Below are 22,582 nucleotides of genomic sequence, written 5' to 3'. Positions count from 1 at the left end.
AATTTTTTATGTAGTTTGACAAGCCAAATTTTAGCGAGTATCATAAAACGTTGGTTGTGAGTATTTGATATATCGCAATTAAGCCTCAGTCTAAGTCCATTTCAGGTTTAATTTAGGAGGTCACACATGCCTAAGATTGGTCCTATGGAAATACTTATCATAGTTATTTTGGTTGTAGTGGTGTTCGGTATAGGCAAACTTCCTCAGGTCGGAGATGCTATCGGCAAGGGCATCAGAAACTTCAGGAAGGCTTCCTCCGGTGAAGAAGAAAAAGAGGAAGTTGAGACCAAGGAAGAAACCAAGACCATTGAAAAATCAGAATAAATAAAACTGAATTAACCCCTTTTATATGTATAGAAGGGATTTGTTTTGAAAACCTGTGAAAGGTTTTAAATAGGAGGTAGGCTATGCCTAAGATTGGCCCAATAGAGATACTCATTATTGTACTTCTGATTGTGGTGGTTTTTGGTGCCAGCCGAATTCCCGAAATCGGCGAATCACTGGGTAAAGCCCTGCACAATATCCGCAAGAAGAATGACTTTGAAGAGGAAACTCCCAAGCCGAAGGTTGTAAAAAAACTGGAGGATGATGCGGTTTCCGCCAAGATAAACGAAAAGATAGCTGAGACTAAAAAAGAGTCTTAAGCCCTTTTGTCTTTTACTAGGCTCTAAAGTAAAATTCGCTAGTAATTTGGATTAAGGCGTTAGATTATGGATTTTCTGGGAATCGGCTTCGGTGAAATTATTATCGTGCTTATTGTGGCCACCCTGATCTTCGGGCCCGGCAAGATACCTGAGTTTGCCCGCCAAATCGGACAGTTCGTTAATTCCTTCCGCAAGGTAACCAGTGAGATGACCAGAGACTTTACCAGAGCTATTGATGCTGAAAATCTGGCCTCTCCCGGTAAAAAGAAGACCGGCAGTGGTTCTACCAGTACTTCCAGCAAATCTAAATCACTTGAAAATTTTCTGAACGGACCTGGAAGCGGGGGTAAGGCGTGAGCAGTAAGAACGAAACTCCCGAAACGGACGAAGAAGAACCCCCGGAGGAAGCCAAGGCAAAAGGCAAAATGCCTATCGGCGGGCATTTTAATGAGCTTCGCCAGCGTTTTACCCGGAGTATCATTGCCCTGATAGTGGGTGTACTGGTGGCCTTTTTCTTCGCCACTCCCATTATCGGCTTTTTAACCGCTCCCGGCGGCCCGGATTTCAAACCGGCCCAGCTGGGGGTCATGGAATATGCCTCGGTCTTTTTCAATGTATCACTCTGGGCGGGGTTTATTCTGGCTTCCCCTTACATTCTTTACCAGCTGATTGCTTTTATTACCCCGGCTCTAAACCGCAATGAAAAGAAATTTATTTTTACGGCCATACCGGCGGTCACTGGAATGTTCCTGCTGGGTCTGGCTTTTGCTTATTATGTGGCTTTGCCTCCGGCTTTAAATATCCTGCTGCACTGGGGCGATGATGTGGTACTCACCGTGGTAGGTATCCGGGACTATATGAATGTAGTCACCAGAATACTCATTGCATTGGGACTTATATTTGAAACCCCCTTTGTTATTATGGTGCTGGCCAGACTGGGAGTGGTATCCCCCAAGTGGCTGGCTTCCAAGCGCAAAATCTGGATAGTCGTGGCCTTTGTCATTGCCGCGCTTATTACACCTACCTTTGACCCGGTAAACCAGACCATCATGGCCGGTCCGCTGATTGTTCTTTATGAAATATCCATCTGGCTGTCAAAACTGGTATACCGCAAGAAGAGGGAAGTCAGCGAATCTTAGTCACAAAAAAGTGAATACTCTGGCCTATTTGAATTTCACTAATAGATTAGAGTAAACTAAGTGTATCTTAAAGAGGCTTGAATAAAGCCTCTCCTCTTATATACCCCCGGAAGGGCAAGTGATTGAAAAGTTCAAATTGGTTTAGCTCAAATCGCAGTAAGATAATAACTCTGCTGGCTTTATTAAGTCTGGGGTTGGCCGCTATATATGGTTTTACCCATCAGGATTTAGGCTACAAGGAATACATTTCTCAGGTTGTACCGGAAGATTCTAAGTATACAGAGTTAATGGCTACCAGTCAGGGTGTGCTTTACGCCATACTGGATGACGAGGGTCAGCCTCAAAGCTATGTTACTATTTCACAGGGACAGGGTTACGGCGGCCCTCTGCTGGTTGCCCTTAACTGGAGCCTTGACGGCATTATTCAGCAGATATCTGTCCCCGTTCAGCACGAAGACCTTCCCTGGTGGCGGGTTCTGGAAGCCAGACATTTTTTTGACCAGTATATAGGCCGCGGCTACGAAGACCCTATCCAGATACATGAAGACATAGACGCTGTTTCCGGTTCTACCGTTTCTTCAAACGGGGTCGCCATGGCTGTTAAGGCCGGAAGGCTTCTGGTGGTGAAGGAACTGGGGTCAGACTATAAAGACCCGCTTCCGGGTATAAAATTCGGTCTACCCGAATTTATGGTCTGTTTGGGTCTGGCCTTTGTGTTCTGGGTGCGCACCTTCAAGCCTTTTAAAAATCCCAAACGTGCCCGTTATCTGGCACTTACCTACAGCTTTTTTATAGTGGGTATCTGGCTTTCAGTACCCCTTAGCCTGAACAATATTGCCAGTTTCCTGGTAGGTTATGCCCCCAGCCTTGAGCAGTTTATCATCTTTTACATTGTAGTCTGGGGAATACTGGGTTTGGCCATCCTATTTGGCAAAAACTACTACTGTTACTGGCTGTGTCCTTTCTCTGCGGTACAGGAAGGTCTTCATTTCATCGGAGAGGGCATTTCCCCCTCTTCCAATGCCCAGAAACGTTTCAGGTGGGTGCGCTATGCGCTCCTCTGGCTGGCTTTGATGCTGGTGTTTATATTCAGAGCGCCCAATGTGTCCGGTTTTGAACCCTGGAATCTGTTTTTCAGCCTCAAAGGGGACTTTCAGGAGTGGATACTCATGATAGCCACCTTGATAGGTGCCATAATTTTTTACAACTTCTGGTGTAATTATCTTTGCCCTGTAGGGGCTTCGCTGGATATAATAGTAAAGACCCGTAAGTGGATAGGAAACAAATGGAAAAGCCTGTTAAAGAAAAAATAAAGGTAATAGATATTTTCCTGGCGGTCATGATAGCGTTCTGCGCTGTTTTCAGTCTGATAGTTATGCTAGTAAAAGCTACCGGGCTGGTAGACTGAATAGCCTGTTTTAAAGGAAAATCTGAGGTATATACTTGAGCTTGCCAATAAAATATATGCGTGATAAACTAGCTATTTAGTTGTAGTATTATCAGTGAATTATTTATTTAATAATAGTTTTTAATAAACAATCATTTCTGGGGTACGCAGACGGTTGGTAAAGTGTCTCAGAAAGTGAGGCGGTCATTAGATGCAGAGCAGTTTCTGGAAACTACACGGTAAACAAGCGCTTATAATATTTGCCATTATCTCTGTAGTTATAGCCGGGGTAATAGGCAAGGTTTCCGCTTCACCTGACGTTGAGCAGTATCTTTCAAAGGTTGTTCCGGAAGCTGCCAGCTTTAAAAAACTGGATGACCGCGCATCAGATGACCTCTATCTGTTCGCTGCCCTTGACTCAAATGGCGCCCAGATTGCGTATGTTACTTCCGGCCAGGGTATAGGTTATGCCGGCCCTATGACGGTAGTAGTTGCCTGGAGCAACGAAGGCGTTATTCTGGCTATGGATGTCCCCCAAACCAATGATACTCCTGCCTGGTACGGCAGACTGGCTGCCAATGATTATTTTTCCCAGTTTATCGGCCGCTCTTATCAGGACCCGCTCCAGCTGAATGAAGATATCAACGCCATTTCCGGGGCTACCCGTTCTTCAACCGGTGTTGATACCGGTGTGCGCGCAGGACGTCTGATACTTTCCGAACAGCTGGGCAACCCCTATCCTGTTCCGCCTGAACCTGTCAATTTCGGGCTGGCCGAAGTCTTCTTTATTGCCGGCATTGTGTCAGTATTTGCCCTGCGGATGGTGCCTGCTTTACGCAAAATACATGTCCTGCGTTACCTGAGCCTGCTGATAGGGTTAGCAGTTTTCGGTATCTGGCTTTCCATACCGCTGAGTCTGGTTAACTTCATTGTCTTCCCCACCGGTTTTGCCCCCACCTGGCAAAGCAACTTGCTCCTGTACCTGATGGTTTTCGGTATCATAGGGGCGGCCCTTGCTTTCGGTAAAAACCTGTGGTGTTTCTGGATGTGCCCGTTCTCTGCCATTCAGGAAGGACTTAATTTTATCGGCGGCGGCCGTACCCGTCCCATTACCCGCACTCAGCTTGCCATGCGTAACACCAGGTATGTTATTCTCTGGGTAATAGTAGTGCTGGTTCTGGTTTTCCAGTCCCCTCCAATGGCAGTATTTGAGCCATGGAATACCATCTTTAGTCTGAAGGGGGCGCTGGATCAGTGGCTTCTGGTTATAGCTACTCTGGGCGTGTCTCTCTTTATCCATGACTTCTGGTGTCATTACCTCTGCCCGGTGGGTGCTACTATGGATATCATACTTAAAATACGCAAAGGCACTATCGGGCTGGTTCGGAAGTTTTCCAGCAGATAGGTACAAATAAAATAGCAGTAGTTTTTTACCAGCGCCGGCCGCATTTATATTTAGGGGTTTGGTGCCGGGGAGGATAATAAAGTGAAAAATAAACTTACCAGAAGAGATTTTATCAGGATTTCGGCTGTAGGTGCCGGGGTTTTAGCTGCCGGAGGTTTAGGGGTTAAAGAGCTGATAACCTCTGCGGCTGAATGCCAGTATTCCGAAACCAAAACTCTTTTGGGTACTTATATAACCATCACTCTGGTAGACAGTAGCCGGGACAATGCCGAAGCCAAGGTCAAGGATACCTTTGCTGAAATTGAGCGCTTGTCTTCGGTATTTAACCGCTTTGATATTACCTCTGAGCTTTACCGTTTGAATAAAAGCGGTCAGGCCATAGGTGCTTCCAGCGAATTTGTCTCGGTTCTTTCCAGTGCCCAGTATTGTGCCGAACTTAGCGGCGGGGCATTTGACCCTACCGTACTGCCTGCACTGGACCTGTGCCAGGACAGCTTTGCCAAAACCAAGCTGCCCCCCTCTGTTGCCCAGCTGGATGAGGTAAAATATCTGGTTGATTATAAAGAGATGTCTATTAAAGGCAAAGACGTAGTCTTGGGCAGAAACGGCATGGCTCTTACGCTGGACGGCATTGCCAAAGGCTATATTGTGGATAAGGCTACCGAATATCTGCGGGGGCGGGGTGTCAGCCAGGTAATAGTTGAGGCTGGCGGGGATTTGGCCCTTCAGGGTATGCGCGAAGACGGCCAGCCGTGGAAGGTGGGTATTACCCATCCCAGGGCTTATACCGGCTACTACGATGTTATCCAGTCTTCCAATGCCTGTCTGGCTACTTCCGGTGATTATGAAAACGCCTTTACCCCAGATTATAAATATAACCATATTATTGACCCCCGCACCGGTTTTTCACCTCAGGAACTGTGCAGTGCTACGGTTATTGCCCGTGATACCCTGCTGGCTGATGCTCTGGCTACTGCCGCCATGGTTATGGGCGTAGACGAGACCCTTAAACTGCTGGAGAGTTTGGACGGAGCCGAAGCTTTGCTTATCGGCAAAGACCTGAAGAGTTATACAACCAGCGGTTACCGTGCCCTAAGTGAGCACCTCAGCACCTGACCCTTTTGAAACGGTACTCTTTAAATGAGGACTATTGACCATAAATCAAGCAGTCCTCATTTTTTATTTTATATCTGCGTTGCCGAATGCCCTTTTCTTGACAAAAAATTGCCATTCCTATAGCATAGACGTATTTCCTGAGCTTGTTAGTAATAACAATACTACTATTAATGGTTAGTTTTTGGAGGCAGATACAATGAAATTGTCAGCCCGCGGCAGGCATTCTATGGAAGCCATGTTTGACCTGGCTGTTCATTATGGTGAAGGCCCTATTTTGATTCGTGATGTTGCCCAGCGGCGAAAGATATCTGAACAGTATCTGGCTCAGCTTTTTATCCCTTTGCGTATAGCCGGGCTGGTCAGAAGCGTTCGCGGGGCTAACGGCGGTTTTGTACTGGCCAGAGACCCCAAAGAAATAAGACTGAGTGATATTGTAAAGGCTACCGAAGGTTCTACCTCCCCTTCGGAGTGTGTAGATGACCCCAGAGTGTGCTGGCGCGGTGAAGGCTGTATCACCCGCGGTGTCTGGGTGAAGATTAAAAAAGCTACCGATGAAATTCTGGATTCTATAAGCCTGGCTGATTTAGTGCAGCAGTGGAAAGAAAGCGGTTCACCTGAAACTCCTCTGGAGCTGGGTGTTTAGCCCCTGCAATAAATCTTCGGGCATACCCTTCCATCAAGATAGTTATCCGGTTTCCGGTAAGGATATTTAAAATAACCTGCCGGAAATCTGGTTTTTGGGAGTCCCATATTCCCCTGCCTTCAGAGCAGAATTGGTCTCGGGAGATATTTCAGGTATAATCTGCAGATCACTGTTTTACCGGTAGTCCAGTATCAAAAGGAGTAGCTGATATGACCGAAATGCCTGAAATAGGTAAAATATCACCGGATATTTTCAGGGAACTGATTTATCCCAGACTGGGGGCAGCCTCACCGGATGTGCTCATAGGACCTAGAAGCGGGGTTGATGCCGCCGTGGTAAATCTGGGGGGTAAGGCCGTTTCCCTGACTACCGACCCGGTTTTTATAGTACCTGAATATGGCTGGGAGAGGGCTGCCTGGTTTGCTATCAATATCCTCCTCTCAGATTCGGTTACCTCCGGTTTAAAACCCAAATATCTGACCATAGACCTTAACTTACCCATGGGTATTACCAAAGACCAGCTGAGTCTGGTCTGGCAGGTTATTCATGACCAGTGCGCCAGTAACGGCGTTTCCATAGTAACCGGACACACCGCCAGATATGAAAACTGCGGCTACCCGTTTGTTGGCGGGGCAACCGTAATTGGTGAGGGTGAACTGAATCAGTATGTCGGCCCGGAATTCGTAAAGCCGGGCGATAAAATAATTATTACCAAAGGACCGGCTATTGAAGCCTGCGGTATTTTTGCCGCCATGTTCCCCGGTTTTCTGGCCAGAAAATTCGGGGCTGATTTCAGCCGGAAAGCCCAGGATATTTTTTATAAAATGAGTGTGGTGGAAGACGCTCTGGCGGCTGTGTCTGTGGGGGTGCGGGATAACGGGGTAACTGTTATGCATGATGCAACCGAATGCGGCATCTGGGGCGGACTGTATGAAATAGCCGAAGCTGCCGGTATGGGTGTCACCATAGAAAAAGACCAGATTGTGATTGAAGACGGGGTAAAGGAAATCTGCGCCCTGTTCGGGATAGACCCTTTTGCTTCCATAAGTGAAGGCACTCTGCTGCTTACCTGCCGTGCCCATAAGGCGGAGGCAATCCTTTCAGCCCTGGCGGCTAAGGGTATCAAAGCTTCGGTTGCCGGTGAAATAACCCCGGCTGGAAGCGGTATGAAGCTGGTGGAAAACGGGCAGGAAAAACCGCTGGTTCACCCTCAGGTTGACCCTTTCTGGAAGGCCTTTTATAATGCCCTGGAAAAGTATGATGAACTGGAAGGCAAAAAATGATGCAGGACAACGTTACTCCGCCCTCCTATTACAAGACAGATTACTGGAAACGTTATTCCAAGGTTTATGACTTTCTAACCCGTTTGCTTTTCACGCCTTTCGGCGGGGAAGAGCGCTTTCGCCGCAAATTCGTAGATGAAGCCAATATTCAGCCTGGGGACAATATCATAGATATGTGCTGCGGCACAGGGGCAACTACCCGTCTGGTAGCCGGAAAATTAAAAGACGGTCAGGTAACAGGGGTTGACCTTTCTCCTGATATGATGGCCAGAGCTAAAGAAAAAGTAACAGGCCTGCCGGCTGTTTTCCAGCAGGCTTCGGGTGACAACCTGCCCTTTTCGGAGGGTACTTTTGACAAGGCTTTTGTATCCTATGGCCTGCATGAAATGCCCACCCCTATCCGCCATGAAGCCATTAAACAGATTTATAAAGTGCTCAAGCCGGGGGGCGTTTTCAACGTGCTGGACTATAACCTGCCTCAGGGTATCGGGGGTTTGGGTATCAGGGTATTTATCCGGGTGTTTGAGGGTCTGCCGGCTTATCAGATGATGCAGCCGGGGGTCTTAAGCGGTGAACTAAAGGATGGCGGGTTTGAAATTCTTAACCGCCGCCAGCGTCTTTTAGGCATGTTCCAGATAATTCAGGCGCGCAAACCGCTCTAACATTGGCGCTTTCCCAGCAAATAAACCAGCCCGGCTGCAAACCACAGAGTTTAGCCGGGTTTGTCATATAGTATAGGTTTTTATATCCTTCGGGTGGTAAAATTAGGCCGTAAGGGGCATATATATGTACACAGAGCTTATTTCGCACAAAATAGCGGAACTCAAAAAAGAACGTAAGGCCGTTATACTGGCCCACAACTACCAGCTGGGAGAAATTCAGGAGGCGGCGGATTTTGTGGGTGACTCGCTGGAGCTGGCCCGCAAGGCGGCCAATGTTGATGCCGAAGTGATAGTTTTCTGTGGGGTTCACTTTATGGCTGAAACAGCGGCTATACTCAGCCCCGAAAAGACAGTCCTTGCACCAGAACCAAAGGCCGGCTGCCCCATGGCGGATATGATAAGCGGGGCGGAACTCAGGGAGTTTAAAGCCCGTTACCCCGGTTTGCCGGTGGTTTGTTATGTTAACTCTACTGCGGAGGTCAAGGCTGAGTCTGATATCTGCTGCACCTCTGCTAACGCCGTAAAAGTGGTGGAAAGCCTGAAATCAGATACGGTTTTATTCGTTCCTGACCAGTATCTGGGGGCGTTTGTTCAGGCGCATACCGCGAAAAAAATAGTAAGCTGGCCGGGTTATTGCCCCTGCCATGCCCGTATAAAGCCCGAAGATATTTTAAACTTAAAAAAGCACTACCCCAAAGCCAAAGTGGTAGTCCACCCCGAAAGCCGGCCTGAGGTAACCGCCTTGGCAGACGGGGTTTTATCTACCGGGCAAATGGTAGCTTATGCTGCCCGGGCAGATGTCAAAGAGCTTATTGTAGGCACTGAAATAGGTATGCTCTACCGCCTGCGAAAGGAAAACCCAAACAAGCTCTTTATACCGGTATCCGAACAGGCTGTGTGTGCCAATATGAAAATGACCACCCTGCCCAAGCTGCTTGCCAGTTTGGAAAATATGCAGACAGTAGTAAGTGTGCCGGAGGAAATCCGGCGTAAGGCAGTGGGTGCGGTAGAACGAATGCTGAAGGTGACTTAAAAGGGTGAAGGCAAATTCATTTCTGGTAGTCTTCATAACCGCCAAAGACGCGGAGGAAGCCGCCCTTATCTCAAAGGCGCTGCTTAGCCAGCGCAAAGCGGCCTGCGTCAGCATTGTTCCGCGGGTAAACTCGCAGTACTGGTGGCAGGGGAAGATAGAGGAATCAGCCGAAAGCCTGCTTATTGTTAAAACCCGCCAGTCCCTGCTGGATTCGCTTATAGAGGTAGTAAAGGAAGTTCACAGTTACGAAAACCCCGAAATATTGGCACTGCCGGTAGCCGGGGGCAGCCCGGAATATCTGGACTGGCTGGATAAAGAACTTTCCGCCCCGCCGGATATTCCGGAATAGCCAATGGGTGCTATAATGGGTGCTTAAATGATAAAAGATATTAGAAACGTTTTCAGTAAAGACCCGGCTGCCCGAAGTGTGGCAGAGGTTCTTTTTTGTTATCCGGGTTTGCATGCCCTCTGGTTTCACCGGGTGGCAAACTGGCTTTGGCGGCACAAACTACATTTCTGGGCGCGTTGGCTTTCCCACGGCGGGCGGTTCTGCACCGGCATTGAGATTCATCCGGGGGCAAAAATAGGCCAGCGTTTCTTCATTGACCATGGAATGGGTGTAGTCATTGGTGAAACCTCTGAAATTGGTGATGACGTGCTTATGTATCAGGGGGTGGTCTTAGGCGGCACCAGTTTGTCCAAGGGCAAGCGTCACCCTACTATCGGCAGCAATGTGGTTATCGGCACAGGTGCGGTAGTGCTGGGCGGCATTACAGTGGGCGAAGGGGCAAAAATAGGGGCGGGTTCGGTAGTGACCAAAGACGTCCCGGCCGGGGCAACTGTAGTGGGTATTCCGGGGCGGGTAGTAGAAGAATCCCGCCAGATGGTTATTGATTTGGAACACGGTAAGCTGCCTGACCCGGTAGCGGATGCCTTAAAGGTGGTTCTGGCCGAACAGCAAAAGCTGATGGACAGGCTTGCCCAGCTTGAAAAAAACAGCGGGCTGAAAGTACCTCAGGATGAGCTTCGCGGGCAGATACGTGAAATTATGAAAGAGTTTAACCTCTGACTTTTTAAAATGGATTTTGCGGATACAACAAAAAGGGGCGGTTTCACGCCCCTTTAATATTTCGGTCTAACAGCTTATTTATCAGGTCTGGTGGGTTTTGCCGCAGTGCGGGCACTGTATTTCCTGTCCCTTTAAGCCGGGTGGGACACGCAGCCTGACCCCGCAGTCACAATCTACCGTCTGGTATTTATTCATATTCCAGAGGGCGTTTGAGGTTTCGCGGGCGCGGCCGATTTCAGTAGCCAAAGGCCCTTCGTCCGAAGCCTCCCGTATAGTCTCGGCGTGGTCAAGCTTGATGGCGGTAGGCGGTATAACATGCCCGCCTTTTACCTGTTTAAAGGCCTCGTCATAGTTGTGGTAGGAAGCCCCATTCATAGACCGCAGAATCCGTATCCGCTCGCTTATGGGGGGATGGGTGGAAGTCAGGTCAGCGGCGGCTTTGCCCTTGGCTCTGAAGGGGTTAATTATATACATGGGGGCGGTAGCCTGGTTGGCTGAGCGCAGCTGTGCAGTAGAAGCTCCCAGCTTTTCAAGGGCGGAAGCCAGCCCCTCCGGGTAACGGGTATACTGGGCAGATGACGCATCTGCCAGATATTCGCGTTTGCGTGAGATGGCAAAATATATCAGCTGGGCAAACAAGGGTGCCAGTATAATAAGCAGCAGTGCCGCCACCATCAAGATAGCCTGAGCCCCGCCGCCGCCCCCTTCGTTTGAGGAAGAACGGCGTGACCCTCCGCCGAAAATGAACATCCGTGAGCCGTACTGGGCTAAAATAACTATAGTCCCCAAAAGGATACTGCACCACACCATTAGTGAGACATCCCGGTTTTTGATATGGGCCATTTCATGCCCTATTACACCCTGCAGCTCATCACGATTCAGCTTCTGCAGCAGTCCGGAAGTAATGGCAACTGAAATATGGTTTTTGTCCCGTCCGGTGGCAAAGGCGTTTAAGGCGGGGTCGTCAATAATATAAACCTTGGGCATGGTATCCAGCCCTGAGGCAATCTTCATTTCCTCTACCACGTTGTAAAGGCGCGGATGGTCAGCCGGTTTTATTTCCTTGGCATTAGCCATGCCCAGAAGAATACTGTCACCCTGGGTCAGGGCTACCAGATTCATAATTCCCCACAGGACAAGGGCAATTACCAGTCCCACCAGCCCGTTATCGGTAAAGGCCATGCCCAAAGCGTAGCCCAGGGCTACCAGAATAAGCCCCATGCCTATAACCAGCATAATGGAACGAGTTCTATTGGATTGTATCTGTTCCCACATATCGGTTTAAATCCTGTTTAAAACTTTACCTTGGGAGCCTGGCGTTCCTCTTCTACTTTAAGCTCAAAAAATTCGCTGGCCTTGAAATTAGCTATACCGGCCACAATATTTGAGGGGAACATCTGGGTTTGGTTGTTGTATTTCATAACCGAATCATTATAAAACTGGCGGGCAAAGCTTATCTTGTTTTCAGTAGAGGTGAGTTCTTCCTGCAAAGCCAGAAAGTTCTGGTTAGCCTTTAAATTGGGGTAGTTTTCAACTACTGCCAACAGGCGTGAAAGGGCGGAAGACAGCTCGCCTTCAGCTTTGGCTCTGGCTTCCACACTGGTAGAAGTGGATAACTGCTGGGCCAGATTCCGGGCATTGGTCACAGACTCAAGGGTCTGCCGTTCATGGGTCATGTAGCCTTTGACTGTTTCAATAAGGTTAGGTATCAGGTCATAGCGTCTTTTCAGCTGGACATCTATCTGGGCCCAGGCGTTTTTAACCTGATTACGCAGGCCTACCAGCCCGTTGTAAGCACCGGCAAACCACAGCCCCAGTATCAGTATCAGTGCCAGAATAACTATAAGTGCAATCCACATATTTCCCTCCTTGTGTTCTTTATATACTAAATATATTCAAAATGAACGCGTTACCGGGCTTTGAAAACCTCTTTGAGGAAATCCACTGCCGGTTGGTTGGTATCTTTGCCTAAACGGGTAATAAGCTGGTCTACTTCTCCCCCGTCAAAAAACATGCCATGTCCCCCCGGACAGTCATCTGTAATCAGCAGGGGGTCTTTTAAGAGGGCAGTTTTTTTCATCTTACGGCGGCAGATGGGGCAATGGCGTTTAGCCTCGCGGCTATCGGTTATTTCTTCTGCCTCTGGGGCGGTGCTTTTCAGTTTTACCGCATCCAGCAGCAGACCCAGTTCCCCGGCATCAAACCAAACCCCGCGGCAGGCCGGACAATAGTCCAGCTCTATCTCACGGTACTCTACTACCAGCATATCTTTAGAGCAAGCCGGGCAAATCATAGACTTCTCCTTATATAACGTATCTATTAGTGTATGGATAGGCATAGGTGCTTGTCAATGGGCGGATACTGGGCAGACCGGCAGTAAAACGCTGTTTATACAGCACGGCGGCAGGATAACAGCTATTCCCCTATGCCGAGGTTGCTTATCAGGTCAAAAATGTCTGCTGGCAATAAATAGGGGTGTCTGGGAAAAAAGATTAGCAAAGAGACATGCAAAAAGAAAAGCCCCTTGCGGAAAAACACCGTCAGAAGGGGCTTTTTAGCTTCAGAAAGTGGTACCCCTGGGGCGATTCGAACGCCCGACACGCGGTTTAGGAAACCGCTGCTCTATCCTGCTGAGCTACAGGGGCCTGCAACAAGCCCTTATTATAGCTGAAAATCGCCGGAACGGGCAATTGCCTTCCGGACAGGCCTTAATCCATTCCAATAAAAATATGCCCGTTCTGTCTGAGGAACGGGCATATCTCATTCCGCCTGATTTTTCAGTCCAGCAGTTTACTGCCTTTGGGTGTCAGCTGATATTTGCCCGCTTTTTCCTCAGCTAACCCTGCATTTGTCAGGGAGCGTACCCCGCTTCTTACCCGATACAAAGGCAGACCTGCAAACGGGGCTATCTCTTCAGGTGTGCCGGGATGCTCCTTTATGGCTTTTAAAGTTTGTCTGCCGCTGGTGCTCAGGCTTCCGTCAGATTCAAAACAGGGCATTTTATTCTCCTAAAGATTTTTCTTGCACAAATACCAGTCTATACATTCATACCCCTGCCCCATTCTTTCCTCGGCCATTTCCTGGGTAGACGGCGGAGGCACTACTACTTTGTCACCCGGATGCCAGTTAGCCGGCAGGGCTACCATGTTTTCGTCAGCGGTCTGAAGGGCGTCAATCACCCGCAAAATCTCCTTCATATTCCGCCCTACGTTCATGGGGTAATACATGATAAGGCGTATTTTCTGGTCAGGGTCAATTATAAATACGCACCTGACAGTCTCGGTTTTGCTCTGTCCGGGGTGAATCATGCCATAAGCCAAAGAGACCTCTTTGTTAAGATCAGCAATAATGGGGAAGGGTATTTTTATTCCGGTTTTTTCTTCAACATTTCTTACCCAGGCAATATGGGACGAGTTGCTGTCTACGCTCAGGCCCAGCAGCTCAACCCCCCGCTTTTGCAGTTCGGGATAAATCTCGGAAAAGGCAATGAATTCAGTGGTGCAAACTGGGGTAAAGTCTGCGGGGTGGGAGAAGATAATAAGCCACTGGCCTTTAAAATCTTCCAGTTTCAAAACGCCGTGAGTAGTCAAAGCTTCAAACTGGGGTGCGATATCCCCTATACGGGGCATGGGTTGAGTTACTTCTTCCATTTTATCCTCCTGTTTTAGTTTACCGGCATATTCCCGGCGGGTTATATAGAGGGCTGAGTGGTGTTATAAAAGGCCCTCTTTATATTTTATCACCGGCAGCACCGGCCTGACAGGGGGTATCTATCACTTTTATCCGGTTATTTGCCTTTGCTAACCCTGCTTTACCCCAGCCCTTTCTGCATTTCAGGCAGGATATTGGGGCGATTTAGCTTTTTATATAAATTTTATTAAATTTAATATTTGATGCCTTGTGTTTAATCTTATATTTTGTATACTATTAGTAAAAGTAATAAAAAAATCGGTGAAATAATGGACGGATTTGAAAAACGCAAGACCCAAAGTAAAGAAGCTATTTTAAAAGTGGCCCTGGAATTATTTGAGCAGCATGGTTTCAGCCGTGTTTGCATACCTGAAATTGCCCGGCAGGCAGGCGTTTCACCGGTGACTGTCTATAACCACTTCGGAAATAAAGAAGAGCTTATCAAAGAGATATTCAAAGTCTTTCTGGACAACCTGCTGGATAGCTACCGTAAGATAATAGAGGCCAAAATGCCGTTTGAGGAAAAGCTGGAGACCTTGTTTTTCAGCCAGGAGGCCTTTACCCAGCAGTATCAGGGTGAGCTTATGGAGACCTCCGCTAAGCGTTATCCGGTAGTGCAGGAGTATATTGATGATTACTGGGGAGAGCAGCGGGACAACCTTATCGGCAAGCTGCTGGCTGAAGGGAAAGCCGGCGGTTACATACGGCAGGACCTCAGCCTGCAGGTCTTTTTCTTTTACTATCAGATAGTCAGGCGGGGTGTTTATGCCATACCTAATATTGCTGAAAGAATGCTGAATAAACCCCATCTTATGCCGGAGGTTATTTCGGTGGCTATTCATGGTTTGCGCGGTTAGCCGGTTTTTGGAGTATAATCTGGCTACCGGTTGGGAAATTCGGGATAGAAAGAAAACCTTATGCTGATAGAATTTACACTTGAAAGTCTGGTTATGCTGGCTATTGTAGCAGCTGTGGCCTTGGTGCTGTTTTTGTTGGTAAACAGGCTGTTTTCCAAATTTATACGCAAAGATGAGGAAAACAAAGTAAGCCTGCTCAGGAATGTTCTTAAAGCCATCCGCCTCCCGGTTTTGCTCATCATCTGGTGTCTGGCGCTGTATGTTATTACTGAAAATCTGACTATTGAAGTAGAGCTGGGCAAGCAGATTTCCCAGGCTCTTGAGTTACTCATGGTAGCCTTCACTCTTTGGATAGGGGCCGGGCTTATAGAGGGGCTGCTTAGCTGGCTGAAAACGGAAATACCCGGCAAGGCCAATTCAAAGGTAAATGATTATATAATAGACAGCCTCCGTTTCGTAGTGCCCTTTCTGGCGCTGCTGGCGCTGGTTGTGGCAGGTATAAACGTATACGGGGTATCAGCCGACGGGCTGACTGTCTGGCTGGGTACGCACGGAGTCAAACTGCTGCTTATTATCGGTTTGGTGATTGCCGGGGTTTATGCCGTCAGCCGGGGGGTGCCGGCTCTTATCCGCGGCATAATGTTCGGCGGGGTTGCCAAACCCAAAGAAGAGGCCAGAAAGCGGGCGGATACCCTTATCGGGGTGGCCGTTTCCACTGCTGAGGTAGTAGTGGTGGCTATGGGGGCTTTTGTAGCCCTGTCTGAAGTGGGGCTGGATATCGGGCCTATCCTGGCCGGGGTCGGCGTTCTGGGGGTGGCTATCGGCTTTGGTGCCCAGAGTCTGGTCAAAGACTATCTTTCAGGTTTGTTTATCATACTGGAAAACCAGTATTCGGTGGGAGATGTAATAAAGGTTATGGATGTGGTGGGAGAGGTTGAATTTATAGACCTCCGCCGGACCATTGTGCGTGACCTGGACGGGGTGGTGCACGTGGTTTCCAACGGCGAAATACGGATAACCAGTAACTACACCAAGTACCTTTCGAGGGTTAATTTTGATATCAGCATCGGCTATCAGGAAGATATAAATCACGCTATAGACGTCATAAACAGAGTATGCGCCGAATTTACCAGTGAACCCGAATGGAATAAATCTGTAGTCAAAAATTCACTTGGGGTGCTCAGGGTAAATAAACTGGGTGATTCCGGGGTGGATATAAAAGTGCTGGGGGACGTCAAGCCGGGTACCCAGTGGGCTATCAAAGGCGAGCTTCGCAAGCGGATAAAGATAGCTTTTGACCGCGAAAATATTGAAATACCCTGGCCGCATACCAAAGTATTCTTTGGCAATGCTCTGCCGGATACAAAGGTGCAAATTCCCAAAGTGCCGGATGGAGAACATCCGGAAGCGGAGTCTGACTCAGAGTAGGTTCATTCTATTACGCTGAATAAAAATCAGACAGCTGCTATGAAGGCTGTCTGATTTGGTTTTTATCCGGGGAAATCAGCCGGACTTGTTTAGATTGCTCAGGTGGATTACCTTTTTTTCGGGTGTTCTGTTTTTAGTGCCGCTCCTGTTTGTTTTGGCACCGCTTGAAACATGGGAAGTGACCGAACTGCCGAAGCTGCGTTTGCATCCGGTAGCTTTGCATTCCGGGCAAACCTGGGGGGTATCCCGGTCATCTACCTTCAGGTTAACATCAAACACATGGCTGCATTTGGCGCAGCTGAATTCATATATTGCCATGCCTATATTTCTCCTGAAGCATTTATACAGAATATTTTAGAAAAAGAATACCGGCTTGTAAAGTGTTTCTGAATGCGGGTGCTTAGTTAAAGCAGAAGTATAGACATGGTTTGTAGAAGTATGGCCGGTGGCTGATAGCCGGAAGGAGCAAGGTTTAAGGGTCGTCGTCGCTTTCTTTAGGCGGCATGTCCTCCAGTTTGTCGGGGTGGAAAAGTACTGTATGAAGGACACAGGCAGCCGTAGCCCGGTTGGTAGCCAGCGGGATATTATGGGCATCGCATACCCGCATCAGGGCGGTAACATCCGGTTCATGGCTTTTGCGTTTCAGCGGGTCACGCAGGAAGATTACGGCTTTGATTATGCCGCTGGCCACAAACCCTCCCAGCTGCAGTTCCCCGCCGTCAGGGCCGCTTTCCTTGAGTATAACCGGCAGCCCGGTGTGTTTCCGGATAAGTTCGCCGGTGCTCTTAGTAGCAATAAGGTGATGCCCCTTCATCAGGTGGGCATAAGCTTGAATCAGGTGTACCATGTCCTTTTTGCAGTTATTGTGGGCAATAAGACCCAGAGTAATCTTAGGTTCTTCCATGGCGTGTCACTCCAGAGGGGTGCCTCTCACTTTCCGTAAATCACATTGTAACACCCCATTATTAAGCTTTTGCTAAGCGGATATTAAGGTTGTGTTAAATCCCTGTGGCAGGGTATTTTGACATTATTCTATTATGTAAAATAGCTGGCAGACGGCCAGCTTTGGGCAGGTTTTGACTTTAGCTAGGGCAATACCTAGAATATAAACCTACTGTTTACAGAGTTATAGAATAGAGGGGCCTACAGGGGCTCTTTATCTTTTTATGAGGATTTGTATCTTAAAATGACAGCGGGTTTTTGGCTCGGCGGGGGTATTTTGCTGCTTTTTGCCGCTCTGGCGGGCATAGTCTTCAATCACGGCGGCAAAAAAGTCTGGCAGGCGGTGCTGTGGCTGATTATAGCGGCAGCGGTATGCCTGATTTGCGGGTCTTTGCGGGTATTTTTCGGTAACCCGCTGGATATTTCCCTCTGGAGTATTGCACCCGGGCTGGATATAGCTTTCTATATTGACCGTCTGGCCTCATTTTTTATCCTGATAATCAGCCTGGTTTCACTCTGCGTGGCAATTTATTCGCTGGGTTACAATAATCACCTGTCTTCCAACGAACGTGCCAACCTGCTTTCGGCTTTTATGGGCATTTTCATATTTTCCATGGCCGGGGTGGTGGCCTCAGCCAATACTTTCAGCCTGTTATTCTTCTGGGAGATAATGGCGCTTAGCTCCTTTTTCCTGATGATGAATGATTATCAGGCGGTATTTACCCAGCGGGCCGGCGTCTATTATTTTGTGCTTACCCAGCTTAGCACTGTTTTCCTGATGCTGATGGCTGTGGTTATGTATATCCAAAACGGCAGTTTTGAGCTCAGCCTTGACGGTGCGCCGTCCGGTATCCAAAGCCTTGTTTTTGTACTGGCATTTCTGGCCTTTGGGATAAAGGCCGGTATCATACCCCTTCACAAGTGGCTGCCTTATGCCCACTCAGCCAGCCCCTCCAATATTTCAGCCCTGATGTCCGGGGTAATGCTCAAGGTGGCTATTTACGGTATGGTACGCTTCCTTATGGATGTGCTCAGTCCGGAAATATGGTGGGGGGTGGTCATACTCCTTTTGGGAGCGGTCAGCGCCTTGCTGGGGGTAATATACGCCCTGAAAGAGCACGACCTTAAAACTTTGCTGGCTTTCCACAGTATTGAAAATATCGGCATTATCCTGATGGGTATCGGGCTGTATGTTATTTTCGGTCTGTACGGGCAGGATACTTTAGCCCTGCTGGCACTCGGTTCAGCTTTATTCCACAGCCTGAACCATGCCATCTTTAAAAGCCTGCTGTTTATGACTGCCGGGTCGGTGGTTATGGCAGTGGGTGACCGTAATATTGAAAAAATGGGCGGGCTGGTGAAGCTGATGCCCTACACTTCGGTTATCTTTCTGGTGGGGGCGGTTTCCATATCCGCCCTGCCGCCTTTCAATGGTTTTATGAGTGAGCTGATGCTCTTTGAGTCTTTCTTCCAGTCATTTTCTCTGGCTGAAAGCAGTATAAAGATACTTCTGTTCAGTGTGCTGGCCATACTGGCACTTACTTCGGCTCTGGCGGCTGCCTGTTTTGTAAAGGCTTTCGGGGCGGTCTTTCTGGCCATGCCCCGCAGTCAGGAAGCAGCCTCGGCTAAGGAAGTTTCAAAAAGCATGATTATCGGGCCGGCCATACTGGCAGTTGCCTGTCTGGTGCTGGGTCTTTTTGCGGTTCAGGTATTCCAGGCGGCAGGTTACAGTTTTGACCTGCCGGATATGTCACTGGTTGGCCTGGTGCTGGTTATATTCGGGGTTTTGGTCTTCGGTATGGTCAGGCTGTTTTCACCCCGGAAAAGCCGCCGGAGTGAGACCTGGGCTTGCGGATATATCCGCCCCACCCCCCGCTTTGAGTATACCGCCACCGGCTTTGCCGAACCTCTTTTCCAGATATTCCGGCTGATATACCGCACCCGCCACTACAATGAACGCAGTTACGAAGATAACCAGCAGGCTATTTTCAAGCAGGGCAAGTCCGCCATTCATACCTTAAAGTTTTTTGATGAGTATATTTACCTGCCAATTGCCGGTTTCTTCGGGCGTATTTCCCGTTTCGTATCCCGCCTGCAGGACGTTGATTTGGGCAGCCATATCCTGTACAGCTTTATAACCGTTCTGCTGGTTATACTGGCGGCAAGGTGGCTGTGGTGAGCTTAAATCTGGTGTTATACGGTCTTATAAACACGGCCTTGGCACTGCTGGTATCTCCCCTCTTTATCAGCCTTATTAAAAAGGTCAAGGCTTATGCTCAGGGGCGGGTGGGGCCGCCCCTTTTACAGACCTACTACCAGCTGTACAAACTTTTCAAGAAGGAACGGGTTTATTCCTATCAAACCTCCTTTATAATCCGCCTGACCCCTTACCTGAGCCTGGTTTTTATGCTGGTGGCCTCTTTATCTGTGCCGCTGGTTTTTATACCTGCGGCAGACCCCGGTCTGGGCAATATCATCTTGTTTTTATACCTGATGGTTATGTCCCGCTTTTTCATGGCACTTTCCGGGCTGGATGCCGGCAGCAGTTTCGGGGGTATGGGCAGTTCCCGCGAGATGACCATTTCAGCCATTATAGAGCCGGTGGTTATTATCGTATTCGGGGCGCTGGCGTATGTGCTTCAGACAACCAGCCTGTTTGATATGTTTGCTCAGGTGCGGGAAAGCAGTTTTTTGTCCAATCCCAGCCTGATACTGACCGGTATTTCACTTTTTATAATCCTTATTGTAGAGACTTCGCGGATACCGGTGGATAACCCCGAAACCCATCTGGAACTGACTATGATACACGAAGCCATGACGCTGGAATATTCCGGGCCGGATTTGGCACTGATAGAGCTTTCTCATGCCCTTAAACAAACCCTGCTGATGGGGGTGCTTCTAAATATAATCGCTCCCTGGGGACTGGCGGCGGAAAGTACGGCTGGCGGCATAGCTTTAGCGTTTCTGGCTTTTGTGATAAAAGGCAGCCTGCTTGCGGTGGGGGTGGGCATATTTGAGTCCCTCATGGCCAAGTTCCGCCTTTTCCGGGTACCGGGGCTTTTTATGCTGGCCTTTTTCTTTTCCTTTATCACCGTAATATTTAAATTTTTGGCCTAGAGAATGTTAGAAAATATACCTTTAAACGACATACTGAAAATACTGCTGGTGCTGGTGCTGGTTACATCTGCCCTGGTTTTGTGGCAGCGCAGCCTTACCAGTTTGTTTAAAACTTATGCTCTGCAGTCCCTGCTGGTGGCATTGGTAGCTCTGGCGTTTTTTATACATGACGGACACCTGACCCTGCTTTTTATTGCCCTGCTAACTCTGTTTGGCAAGGTATTTCTGATACCCCGTATTCTGAACCGGATACTTTTCCAGATGAATATCCGGCGTGACCTGGAGTTCCGCTTCCTTTATCCGGTAAGCTCACTGATAGTCAGCATACTGCTGGTTTTCGGGGTTTATCAGGTGTTTTCAAGCCTTCTGGGTGAAGTAATGCCTGAGCGGCTGTTTACTCTGGGGGCGGTTATAGGTGTGTCCATGGCACTAATGGGCATGATGGTCATCTTCAGCCGCAAGAAAATGCTGACCAAGATAGTAGGCTACCTGAGCATGGAAAACGGGGCCATACTGTTTGGTTTATTTGTAGCGGAACTGCCCTTTATACTGGAAATACTGGTCCTGATAGACTTGGTGATACTGGTGCTGCTTCTTACGGTGCTGGCTTTCGGTATAGATTCAACTATAGAGGATTTTCACCCCCGTTTTACGCCGCTGGGTGAATGGTTCAAGAAAAAGTAATGGAAAACCTGATACTGCTGGCTTATATTTTGCCTTCACTCATTCTGGGCGGAGGGTTGCTGGGACTGCGTTTAGTCAGGGGCAGCTTGTCCCCGAAAATGCTGGCCGGATTCAGTCTGGGGCATGGCTTGTGGCATCTGGGGCTGAGCCTATGGGTACTTTTAGCTTTACCCCTGCCCCATTATTTCATGGAAAGCCGTTACTTATTCATTGACCGGCTGGGTATCTTTCAGGTACTGATTGCTTCAGCGGTGTTTATACTGGCGGCACTTTATTCCCGCGGTTATGTCAGCCATCTAATTTCAAATAAAGAGCTGGATACGGAAAACCTGCCCGTTTTCTATCTGGGTTTTAACCTGCTTCTGTCCGTGATTACCTTTGCCTTTTTTGCCAATAATCTGGCTTTATTCTGGCTCTTTTTAGAGCTGAGCACCCTCTTTTCCGCCCTGCTCATTGCCACCTTAAATGCCCGTGATAACCTGGTGGCCGCTTTGAAGTATATATTTATTGCCTCTACCGCCATGATATTTGCCTTCATCGGGCTTATTATTCTTTTCTCCCTTACCCGTCAGGTGAGCGGTACAGGCACTTTGAACTGGGACGAACTGGCTGGCTTAGCTCCCCTGCTTTCACCATCGGTGCTGGGTTTAAGTGCTTTGCTGATACTGACCGGGTTGCTGGCTAAGAGCGGGTTAGTCCCTTTGCATAACTGGCTGCCGGCGGCTTATGCCAAAGCCCCGTCAGTGGTTACCGCCCTGATGTCTGCTACCGTGCTGAATATAGGCATAGTGGGTATTCTCCGCTTAAGCGCCCTGCTTCGCCAAAGCCAGATAGGCGAAACCTTTTCCAATGTGCTGATAGGTTTAGGTATACTCAGCATAGGGGTAGCCGCTTTCAGTATGCTCTCCCGCCGAAATCTTAAAAAGCTTATTGGTTTTTCCAGCATAGAGCATATGGGTATTATGCTGCTGGCTATAGGCATAGGCACGCCTCTGGCGGTATTCTGGATGCTGTTCCATACCCTGGCTCATTCGCTGGTCAAGAGCGGGCTGTTTTTTTCAGCCGGCATTATCCGCCGCCAATACGGCAGTGACCGTTTTGACCGTATATTTGATATATTCCGTCTCCAGCCGGTGGCGGCCTGGGGGGTTATAATCGGCAGTGCGGCTATTACCGGTATGCCCCTGTTTCCGGTCTTCCTGTCTGAACTTAATATCCTTATCCAGCTGGGCGGTATTTCAGTCTGGCTGGTGCTGGCAGTGCTTTTCTGCCTGCTGCTGGTAGCTTCTTCCTTTGCCACTTTTCTGCTCAAAGCCTTTACCCGCAGTGAACAAACTGCCGACCGCCCTGTTTTCCGGACCCCCCTGTCCATGAAGCTGCCGGTTTATATCATTATGGCTGGAGTAGTGATTTTGGGGGTTTTCCAACCTCCCGTACTGGCTGATTTCCTTAGCCAGATAGTCAAAGGTTTAGGTTTTTAGCT

General features: G+C 48.6%; 27 protein-coding genes and 1 tRNA gene. 20 read left to right on the top strand and 8 right to left on the bottom strand.

Features of this window, described 5'->3' with window-relative positions:
• Window positions 1–126 precede the first annotated feature (126 nt).
• The 14 genes from tatA to cysE all read left to right on the top strand — a co-directional run bounded on the left by tatA (window position 127) and on the right by cysE (window position 10,381).
• The gene (gene tatA, locus ACE6F3_RS02325; protein WP_096477038.1) at window positions 127–324 is read left to right on the top strand and encodes a twin-arginine translocase TatA/TatE family subunit; all 198 of its coding nucleotides are present in this window, start codon (window positions 127–129) and stop codon (window positions 322–324) included.
• A gap of 83 nt (window positions 325–407) precedes the next feature.
• On the top strand, window positions 408–644 hold the full coding sequence (locus tag ACE6F3_RS02320; RefSeq protein ID WP_096477037.1) for a twin-arginine translocase TatA/TatE family subunit: 237 nt from the start codon (window positions 408–410) through the stop codon (window positions 642–644).
• Window positions 645–710: 66 nt separating this feature from the next.
• Entirely contained in the window at window positions 711–1,001 is a 291-nt protein-coding gene (locus ACE6F3_RS02315; RefSeq protein WP_096477036.1) for a twin-arginine translocase TatA/TatE family subunit, read from the top strand.
• Window positions 998–1,783: a twin-arginine translocase subunit TatC gene (gene tatC / locus ACE6F3_RS02310; protein WP_010937270.1), complete on the top strand. Its 786-nt coding sequence runs from the start codon at window positions 998–1,000 to the stop codon at window positions 1,781–1,783. The genes ACE6F3_RS02315 and tatC overlap by 4 nt, the downstream gene beginning before the upstream one ends.
• A gap of 170 nt (window positions 1,784–1,953) precedes the next feature.
• Window positions 1,954–3,096, top strand: a complete 1,143-nt coding sequence (locus ACE6F3_RS02305; RefSeq protein WP_041343705.1) for a 4Fe-4S binding protein — start codon at window positions 1,954–1,956, stop codon at window positions 3,094–3,096.
• Window positions 3,069–3,191 (top strand): hypothetical protein, encoded by a 123-nt coding sequence (locus tag ACE6F3_RS02300; RefSeq protein WP_010937268.1) that lies wholly within the window; start codon window positions 3,069–3,071, stop codon window positions 3,189–3,191. Before ACE6F3_RS02305 ends, ACE6F3_RS02300 begins: the two co-directional genes overlap by 28 nt.
• A 190-nt stretch (window positions 3,192–3,381) precedes the next feature.
• Window positions 3,382–4,575 carry a 4Fe-4S binding protein gene (locus ACE6F3_RS02295; protein ID WP_077975621.1) on the top strand — a complete coding sequence of 398 codons (1,194 nt, stop codon included), beginning with the start codon at window positions 3,382–3,384 and terminating at the stop codon, window positions 4,573–4,575.
• Between the two features lie 81 nt (window positions 4,576–4,656).
• Window positions 4,657–5,691: an FAD:protein FMN transferase gene (locus tag ACE6F3_RS02290; protein WP_041343339.1), complete on the top strand. Its 1,035-nt coding sequence runs from the start codon at window positions 4,657–4,659 to the stop codon at window positions 5,689–5,691.
• Between the two features lie 196 nt (window positions 5,692–5,887).
• Window positions 5,888–6,334 (top strand): Rrf2 family transcriptional regulator, encoded by a 447-nt coding sequence (locus ACE6F3_RS02285; RefSeq protein ID WP_041343336.1) that lies wholly within the window; start codon window positions 5,888–5,890, stop codon window positions 6,332–6,334.
• Between the two features lie 209 nt (window positions 6,335–6,543).
• Window positions 6,544–7,617, top strand: coding sequence for an AIR synthase family protein (locus ACE6F3_RS02280; protein WP_324664896.1), 1,074 nt, complete (start codon window positions 6,544–6,546; stop codon window positions 7,615–7,617).
• Window positions 7,614–8,279: a class I SAM-dependent methyltransferase gene (locus ACE6F3_RS02275; RefSeq protein WP_058292871.1), complete on the top strand. Its 666-nt coding sequence runs from the start codon at window positions 7,614–7,616 to the stop codon at window positions 8,277–8,279. The genes ACE6F3_RS02280 and ACE6F3_RS02275 overlap by 4 nt, the downstream gene beginning before the upstream one ends.
• A gap of 124 nt (window positions 8,280–8,403) precedes the next feature.
• Window positions 8,404–9,312: a quinolinate synthase NadA gene (nadA, locus tag ACE6F3_RS02270; protein WP_324664893.1), complete on the top strand. Its 909-nt coding sequence runs from the start codon at window positions 8,404–8,406 to the stop codon at window positions 9,310–9,312.
• A gap of 4 nt (window positions 9,313–9,316) precedes the next feature.
• Complete coding sequence (gene cutA, locus ACE6F3_RS02265; protein WP_324664891.1) at window positions 9,317–9,661, top strand: divalent-cation tolerance protein CutA; 345 nt, start codon at window positions 9,317–9,319, stop codon at window positions 9,659–9,661.
• A 27-nt stretch (window positions 9,662–9,688) separates the two neighbouring features.
• A complete protein-coding gene (gene cysE / locus ACE6F3_RS02260) occupies window positions 9,689–10,381 on the top strand; it encodes a serine O-acetyltransferase (RefSeq protein WP_041343322.1) in 693 nt (230 codons plus the stop codon).
• 81 nt (window positions 10,382–10,462) lie between these two features.
• On the opposite strand, the gene ACE6F3_RS02255 is transcribed toward cysE, so the two are convergent.
• The 6 genes from ACE6F3_RS02255 to ACE6F3_RS02230 all read right to left on the bottom strand — a co-directional run bounded on the left by ACE6F3_RS02255 (window position 10,463) and on the right by ACE6F3_RS02230 (window position 14,031).
• On the bottom strand, window positions 10,463–11,656 hold the full coding sequence (locus ACE6F3_RS02255) for a M48 family metallopeptidase (protein ID WP_096477031.1): 1,194 nt from the start codon (window positions 11,654–11,656) through the stop codon (window positions 10,463–10,465).
• 17 nt (window positions 11,657–11,673) lie between these two features.
• Window positions 11,674–12,240 (bottom strand): LemA family protein, encoded by a 567-nt coding sequence (locus tag ACE6F3_RS02250; protein WP_010937258.1) that lies wholly within the window; start codon window positions 12,238–12,240, stop codon window positions 11,674–11,676.
• A 50-nt stretch (window positions 12,241–12,290) separates the two neighbouring features.
• On the bottom strand, window positions 12,291–12,674 hold the full coding sequence (locus ACE6F3_RS02245; RefSeq protein WP_324664888.1) for a zf-TFIIB domain-containing protein: 384 nt from the start codon (window positions 12,672–12,674) through the stop codon (window positions 12,291–12,293).
• Between the two features lie 275 nt (window positions 12,675–12,949).
• Window positions 12,950–13,026: transfer RNA gene (locus tag ACE6F3_RS02240), tRNA-Arg, on the bottom strand.
• 132 nt (window positions 13,027–13,158) lie between these two features.
• On the bottom strand, window positions 13,159–13,380 hold the full coding sequence (locus tag ACE6F3_RS02235; RefSeq protein WP_041343310.1) for a hypothetical protein: 222 nt from the start codon (window positions 13,378–13,380) through the stop codon (window positions 13,159–13,161).
• Between the two features lie 9 nt (window positions 13,381–13,389).
• Window positions 13,390–14,031 carry a peroxiredoxin gene (locus ACE6F3_RS02230; protein WP_324664886.1) on the bottom strand — a complete coding sequence of 214 codons (642 nt, stop codon included), beginning with the start codon at window positions 14,029–14,031 and terminating at the stop codon, window positions 13,390–13,392.
• 309 nt (window positions 14,032–14,340) lie between these two features.
• On the opposite strand from ACE6F3_RS02230, the gene ACE6F3_RS02225 reads away from it, so the two are divergent.
• Complete coding sequence (locus ACE6F3_RS02225) at window positions 14,341–14,928, top strand: TetR/AcrR family transcriptional regulator (RefSeq protein WP_301085878.1); 588 nt, start codon at window positions 14,341–14,343, stop codon at window positions 14,926–14,928.
• Between the two features lie 60 nt (window positions 14,929–14,988).
• Window positions 14,989–16,356, top strand: coding sequence for a mechanosensitive ion channel family protein (locus tag ACE6F3_RS02220; protein WP_324664884.1), 1,368 nt, complete (start codon window positions 14,989–14,991; stop codon window positions 16,354–16,356).
• Between the two features lie 75 nt (window positions 16,357–16,431).
• Here ACE6F3_RS02220 and ACE6F3_RS02215 read toward each other — a convergent pair whose 3' ends face one another.
• Both ACE6F3_RS02215 and ACE6F3_RS02210 read right to left on the bottom strand, forming a co-directional pair.
• On the bottom strand, window positions 16,432–16,674 hold the full coding sequence (locus tag ACE6F3_RS02215) for a zinc ribbon domain-containing protein (RefSeq protein ID WP_041343304.1): 243 nt from the start codon (window positions 16,672–16,674) through the stop codon (window positions 16,432–16,434).
• Window positions 16,675–16,828: 154 nt separating this feature from the next.
• Entirely contained in the window at window positions 16,829–17,260 is a 432-nt protein-coding gene (locus ACE6F3_RS02210) for a methylglyoxal synthase (protein ID WP_010937249.1), read from the bottom strand.
• 282 nt (window positions 17,261–17,542) lie between these two features.
• Between ACE6F3_RS02210 and ACE6F3_RS02205 the strand changes: the two genes are divergently transcribed.
• The 4 genes from ACE6F3_RS02205 to ACE6F3_RS02190 are packed head-to-tail and all read left to right on the top strand — an operon-like array spanning window position 17,543 to window position 22,580.
• Window positions 17,543–19,477: a proton-conducting transporter membrane subunit gene (locus ACE6F3_RS02205; RefSeq protein WP_324664881.1), complete on the top strand. Its 1,935-nt coding sequence runs from the start codon at window positions 17,543–17,545 to the stop codon at window positions 19,475–19,477.
• The gene (locus ACE6F3_RS02200; RefSeq protein ID WP_010937247.1) at window positions 19,474–20,415 is read left to right on the top strand and encodes a respiratory chain complex I subunit 1 family protein; all 942 of its coding nucleotides are present in this window, start codon (window positions 19,474–19,476) and stop codon (window positions 20,413–20,415) included. Before ACE6F3_RS02205 ends, ACE6F3_RS02200 begins: the two co-directional genes overlap by 4 nt.
• Window positions 20,416–20,418: 3 nt before the next feature.
• Window positions 20,419–21,099 (top strand): hypothetical protein, encoded by a 681-nt coding sequence (locus ACE6F3_RS02195; protein WP_058292864.1) that lies wholly within the window; start codon window positions 20,419–20,421, stop codon window positions 21,097–21,099.
• Window positions 21,099–22,580, top strand: a complete 1,482-nt coding sequence (locus ACE6F3_RS02190) for a proton-conducting transporter membrane subunit (protein WP_077975692.1) — start codon at window positions 21,099–21,101, stop codon at window positions 22,578–22,580. Before ACE6F3_RS02195 ends, ACE6F3_RS02190 begins: the two co-directional genes overlap by 1 nt.
• Window positions 22,581–22,582: the final 2 nt, after the last annotated feature.

Origin of the sequence: Dehalococcoides sp. THU4, assembly GCF_043231265.1 — a bacterium.
GTDB lineage: Bacteria > Chloroflexota > Dehalococcoidia > Dehalococcoidales > Dehalococcoidaceae > Dehalococcoides > Dehalococcoides mccartyi.
The sequence above is the reverse complement of the archived record's forward strand: the minus strand, read 5'-3'. Positions and strand labels throughout refer to the sequence as shown.

Bases quoted from the DNA above. Each gene is read 5' to 3' on its own strand.
- tatA (WP_096477038.1), top strand. From the start codon at position 127: ATGCCTAAGATTGGTCCTATGGAAATACTTATCATAGTTATTTTGGTT.
- ACE6F3_RS02250 (WP_010937258.1), bottom strand. From the start codon at position 12,240: ATGTGGATTGCACTTATAGTTATTCTGGCACTGATACTGATACTGGGG.
- ACE6F3_RS02210 (WP_010937249.1), bottom strand. From the start codon at position 17,260: ATGGAAGAACCTAAGATTACTCTGGGTCTTATTGCCCACAATAACTGC.
- ACE6F3_RS02225 (WP_301085878.1), top strand. From the start codon at position 14,341: ATGGACGGATTTGAAAAACGCAAGACCCAAAGTAAAGAAGCTATTTTA.
- ACE6F3_RS02230 (WP_324664886.1), bottom strand. From the start codon at position 14,031: ATGGAAGAAGTAACTCAACCCATGCCCCGTATAGGGGATATCGCACCC.
- ACE6F3_RS02275 (WP_058292871.1), top strand. From the start codon at position 7,614: ATGATGCAGGACAACGTTACTCCGCCCTCCTATTACAAGACAGATTAC.
- ACE6F3_RS02235 (WP_041343310.1), bottom strand. From the start codon at position 13,380: ATGCCCTGTTTTGAATCTGACGGAAGCCTGAGCACCAGCGGCAGACAA.
- ACE6F3_RS02190 (WP_077975692.1), top strand. From the start codon at position 21,099: ATGGAAAACCTGATACTGCTGGCTTATATTTTGCCTTCACTCATTCTG.
- ACE6F3_RS02205 (WP_324664881.1), top strand. From the start codon at position 17,543: ATGACAGCGGGTTTTTGGCTCGGCGGGGGTATTTTGCTGCTTTTTGCC.
- ACE6F3_RS02315 (WP_096477036.1), top strand. From the start codon at position 711: ATGGATTTTCTGGGAATCGGCTTCGGTGAAATTATTATCGTGCTTATT.
- ACE6F3_RS02295 (WP_077975621.1), top strand. From the start codon at position 3,382: ATGCAGAGCAGTTTCTGGAAACTACACGGTAAACAAGCGCTTATAATA.
- ACE6F3_RS02245 (WP_324664888.1), bottom strand. From the start codon at position 12,674: ATGATTTGCCCGGCTTGCTCTAAAGATATGCTGGTAGTAGAGTACCGT.
- nadA (WP_324664893.1), top strand. From the start codon at position 8,404: ATGTACACAGAGCTTATTTCGCACAAAATAGCGGAACTCAAAAAAGAA.
- ACE6F3_RS02220 (WP_324664884.1), top strand. From the start codon at position 14,989: ATGCTGATAGAATTTACACTTGAAAGTCTGGTTATGCTGGCTATTGTA.
- ACE6F3_RS02285 (WP_041343336.1), top strand. From the start codon at position 5,888: ATGAAATTGTCAGCCCGCGGCAGGCATTCTATGGAAGCCATGTTTGAC.
- ACE6F3_RS02320 (WP_096477037.1), top strand. From the start codon at position 408: ATGCCTAAGATTGGCCCAATAGAGATACTCATTATTGTACTTCTGATT.
- cysE (WP_041343322.1), top strand. From the start codon at position 9,689: ATGATAAAAGATATTAGAAACGTTTTCAGTAAAGACCCGGCTGCCCGA.
- ACE6F3_RS02300 (WP_010937268.1), top strand. From the start codon at position 3,069: ATGGAAAAGCCTGTTAAAGAAAAAATAAAGGTAATAGATATTTTCCTG.
- ACE6F3_RS02255 (WP_096477031.1), bottom strand. From the start codon at position 11,656: ATGTGGGAACAGATACAATCCAATAGAACTCGTTCCATTATGCTGGTT.
- ACE6F3_RS02280 (WP_324664896.1), top strand. From the start codon at position 6,544: ATGACCGAAATGCCTGAAATAGGTAAAATATCACCGGATATTTTCAGG.
- ACE6F3_RS02195 (WP_058292864.1), top strand. From the start codon at position 20,419: ATGTTAGAAAATATACCTTTAAACGACATACTGAAAATACTGCTGGTG.
- ACE6F3_RS02215 (WP_041343304.1), bottom strand. From the start codon at position 16,674: ATGGCAATATATGAATTCAGCTGCGCCAAATGCAGCCATGTGTTTGAT.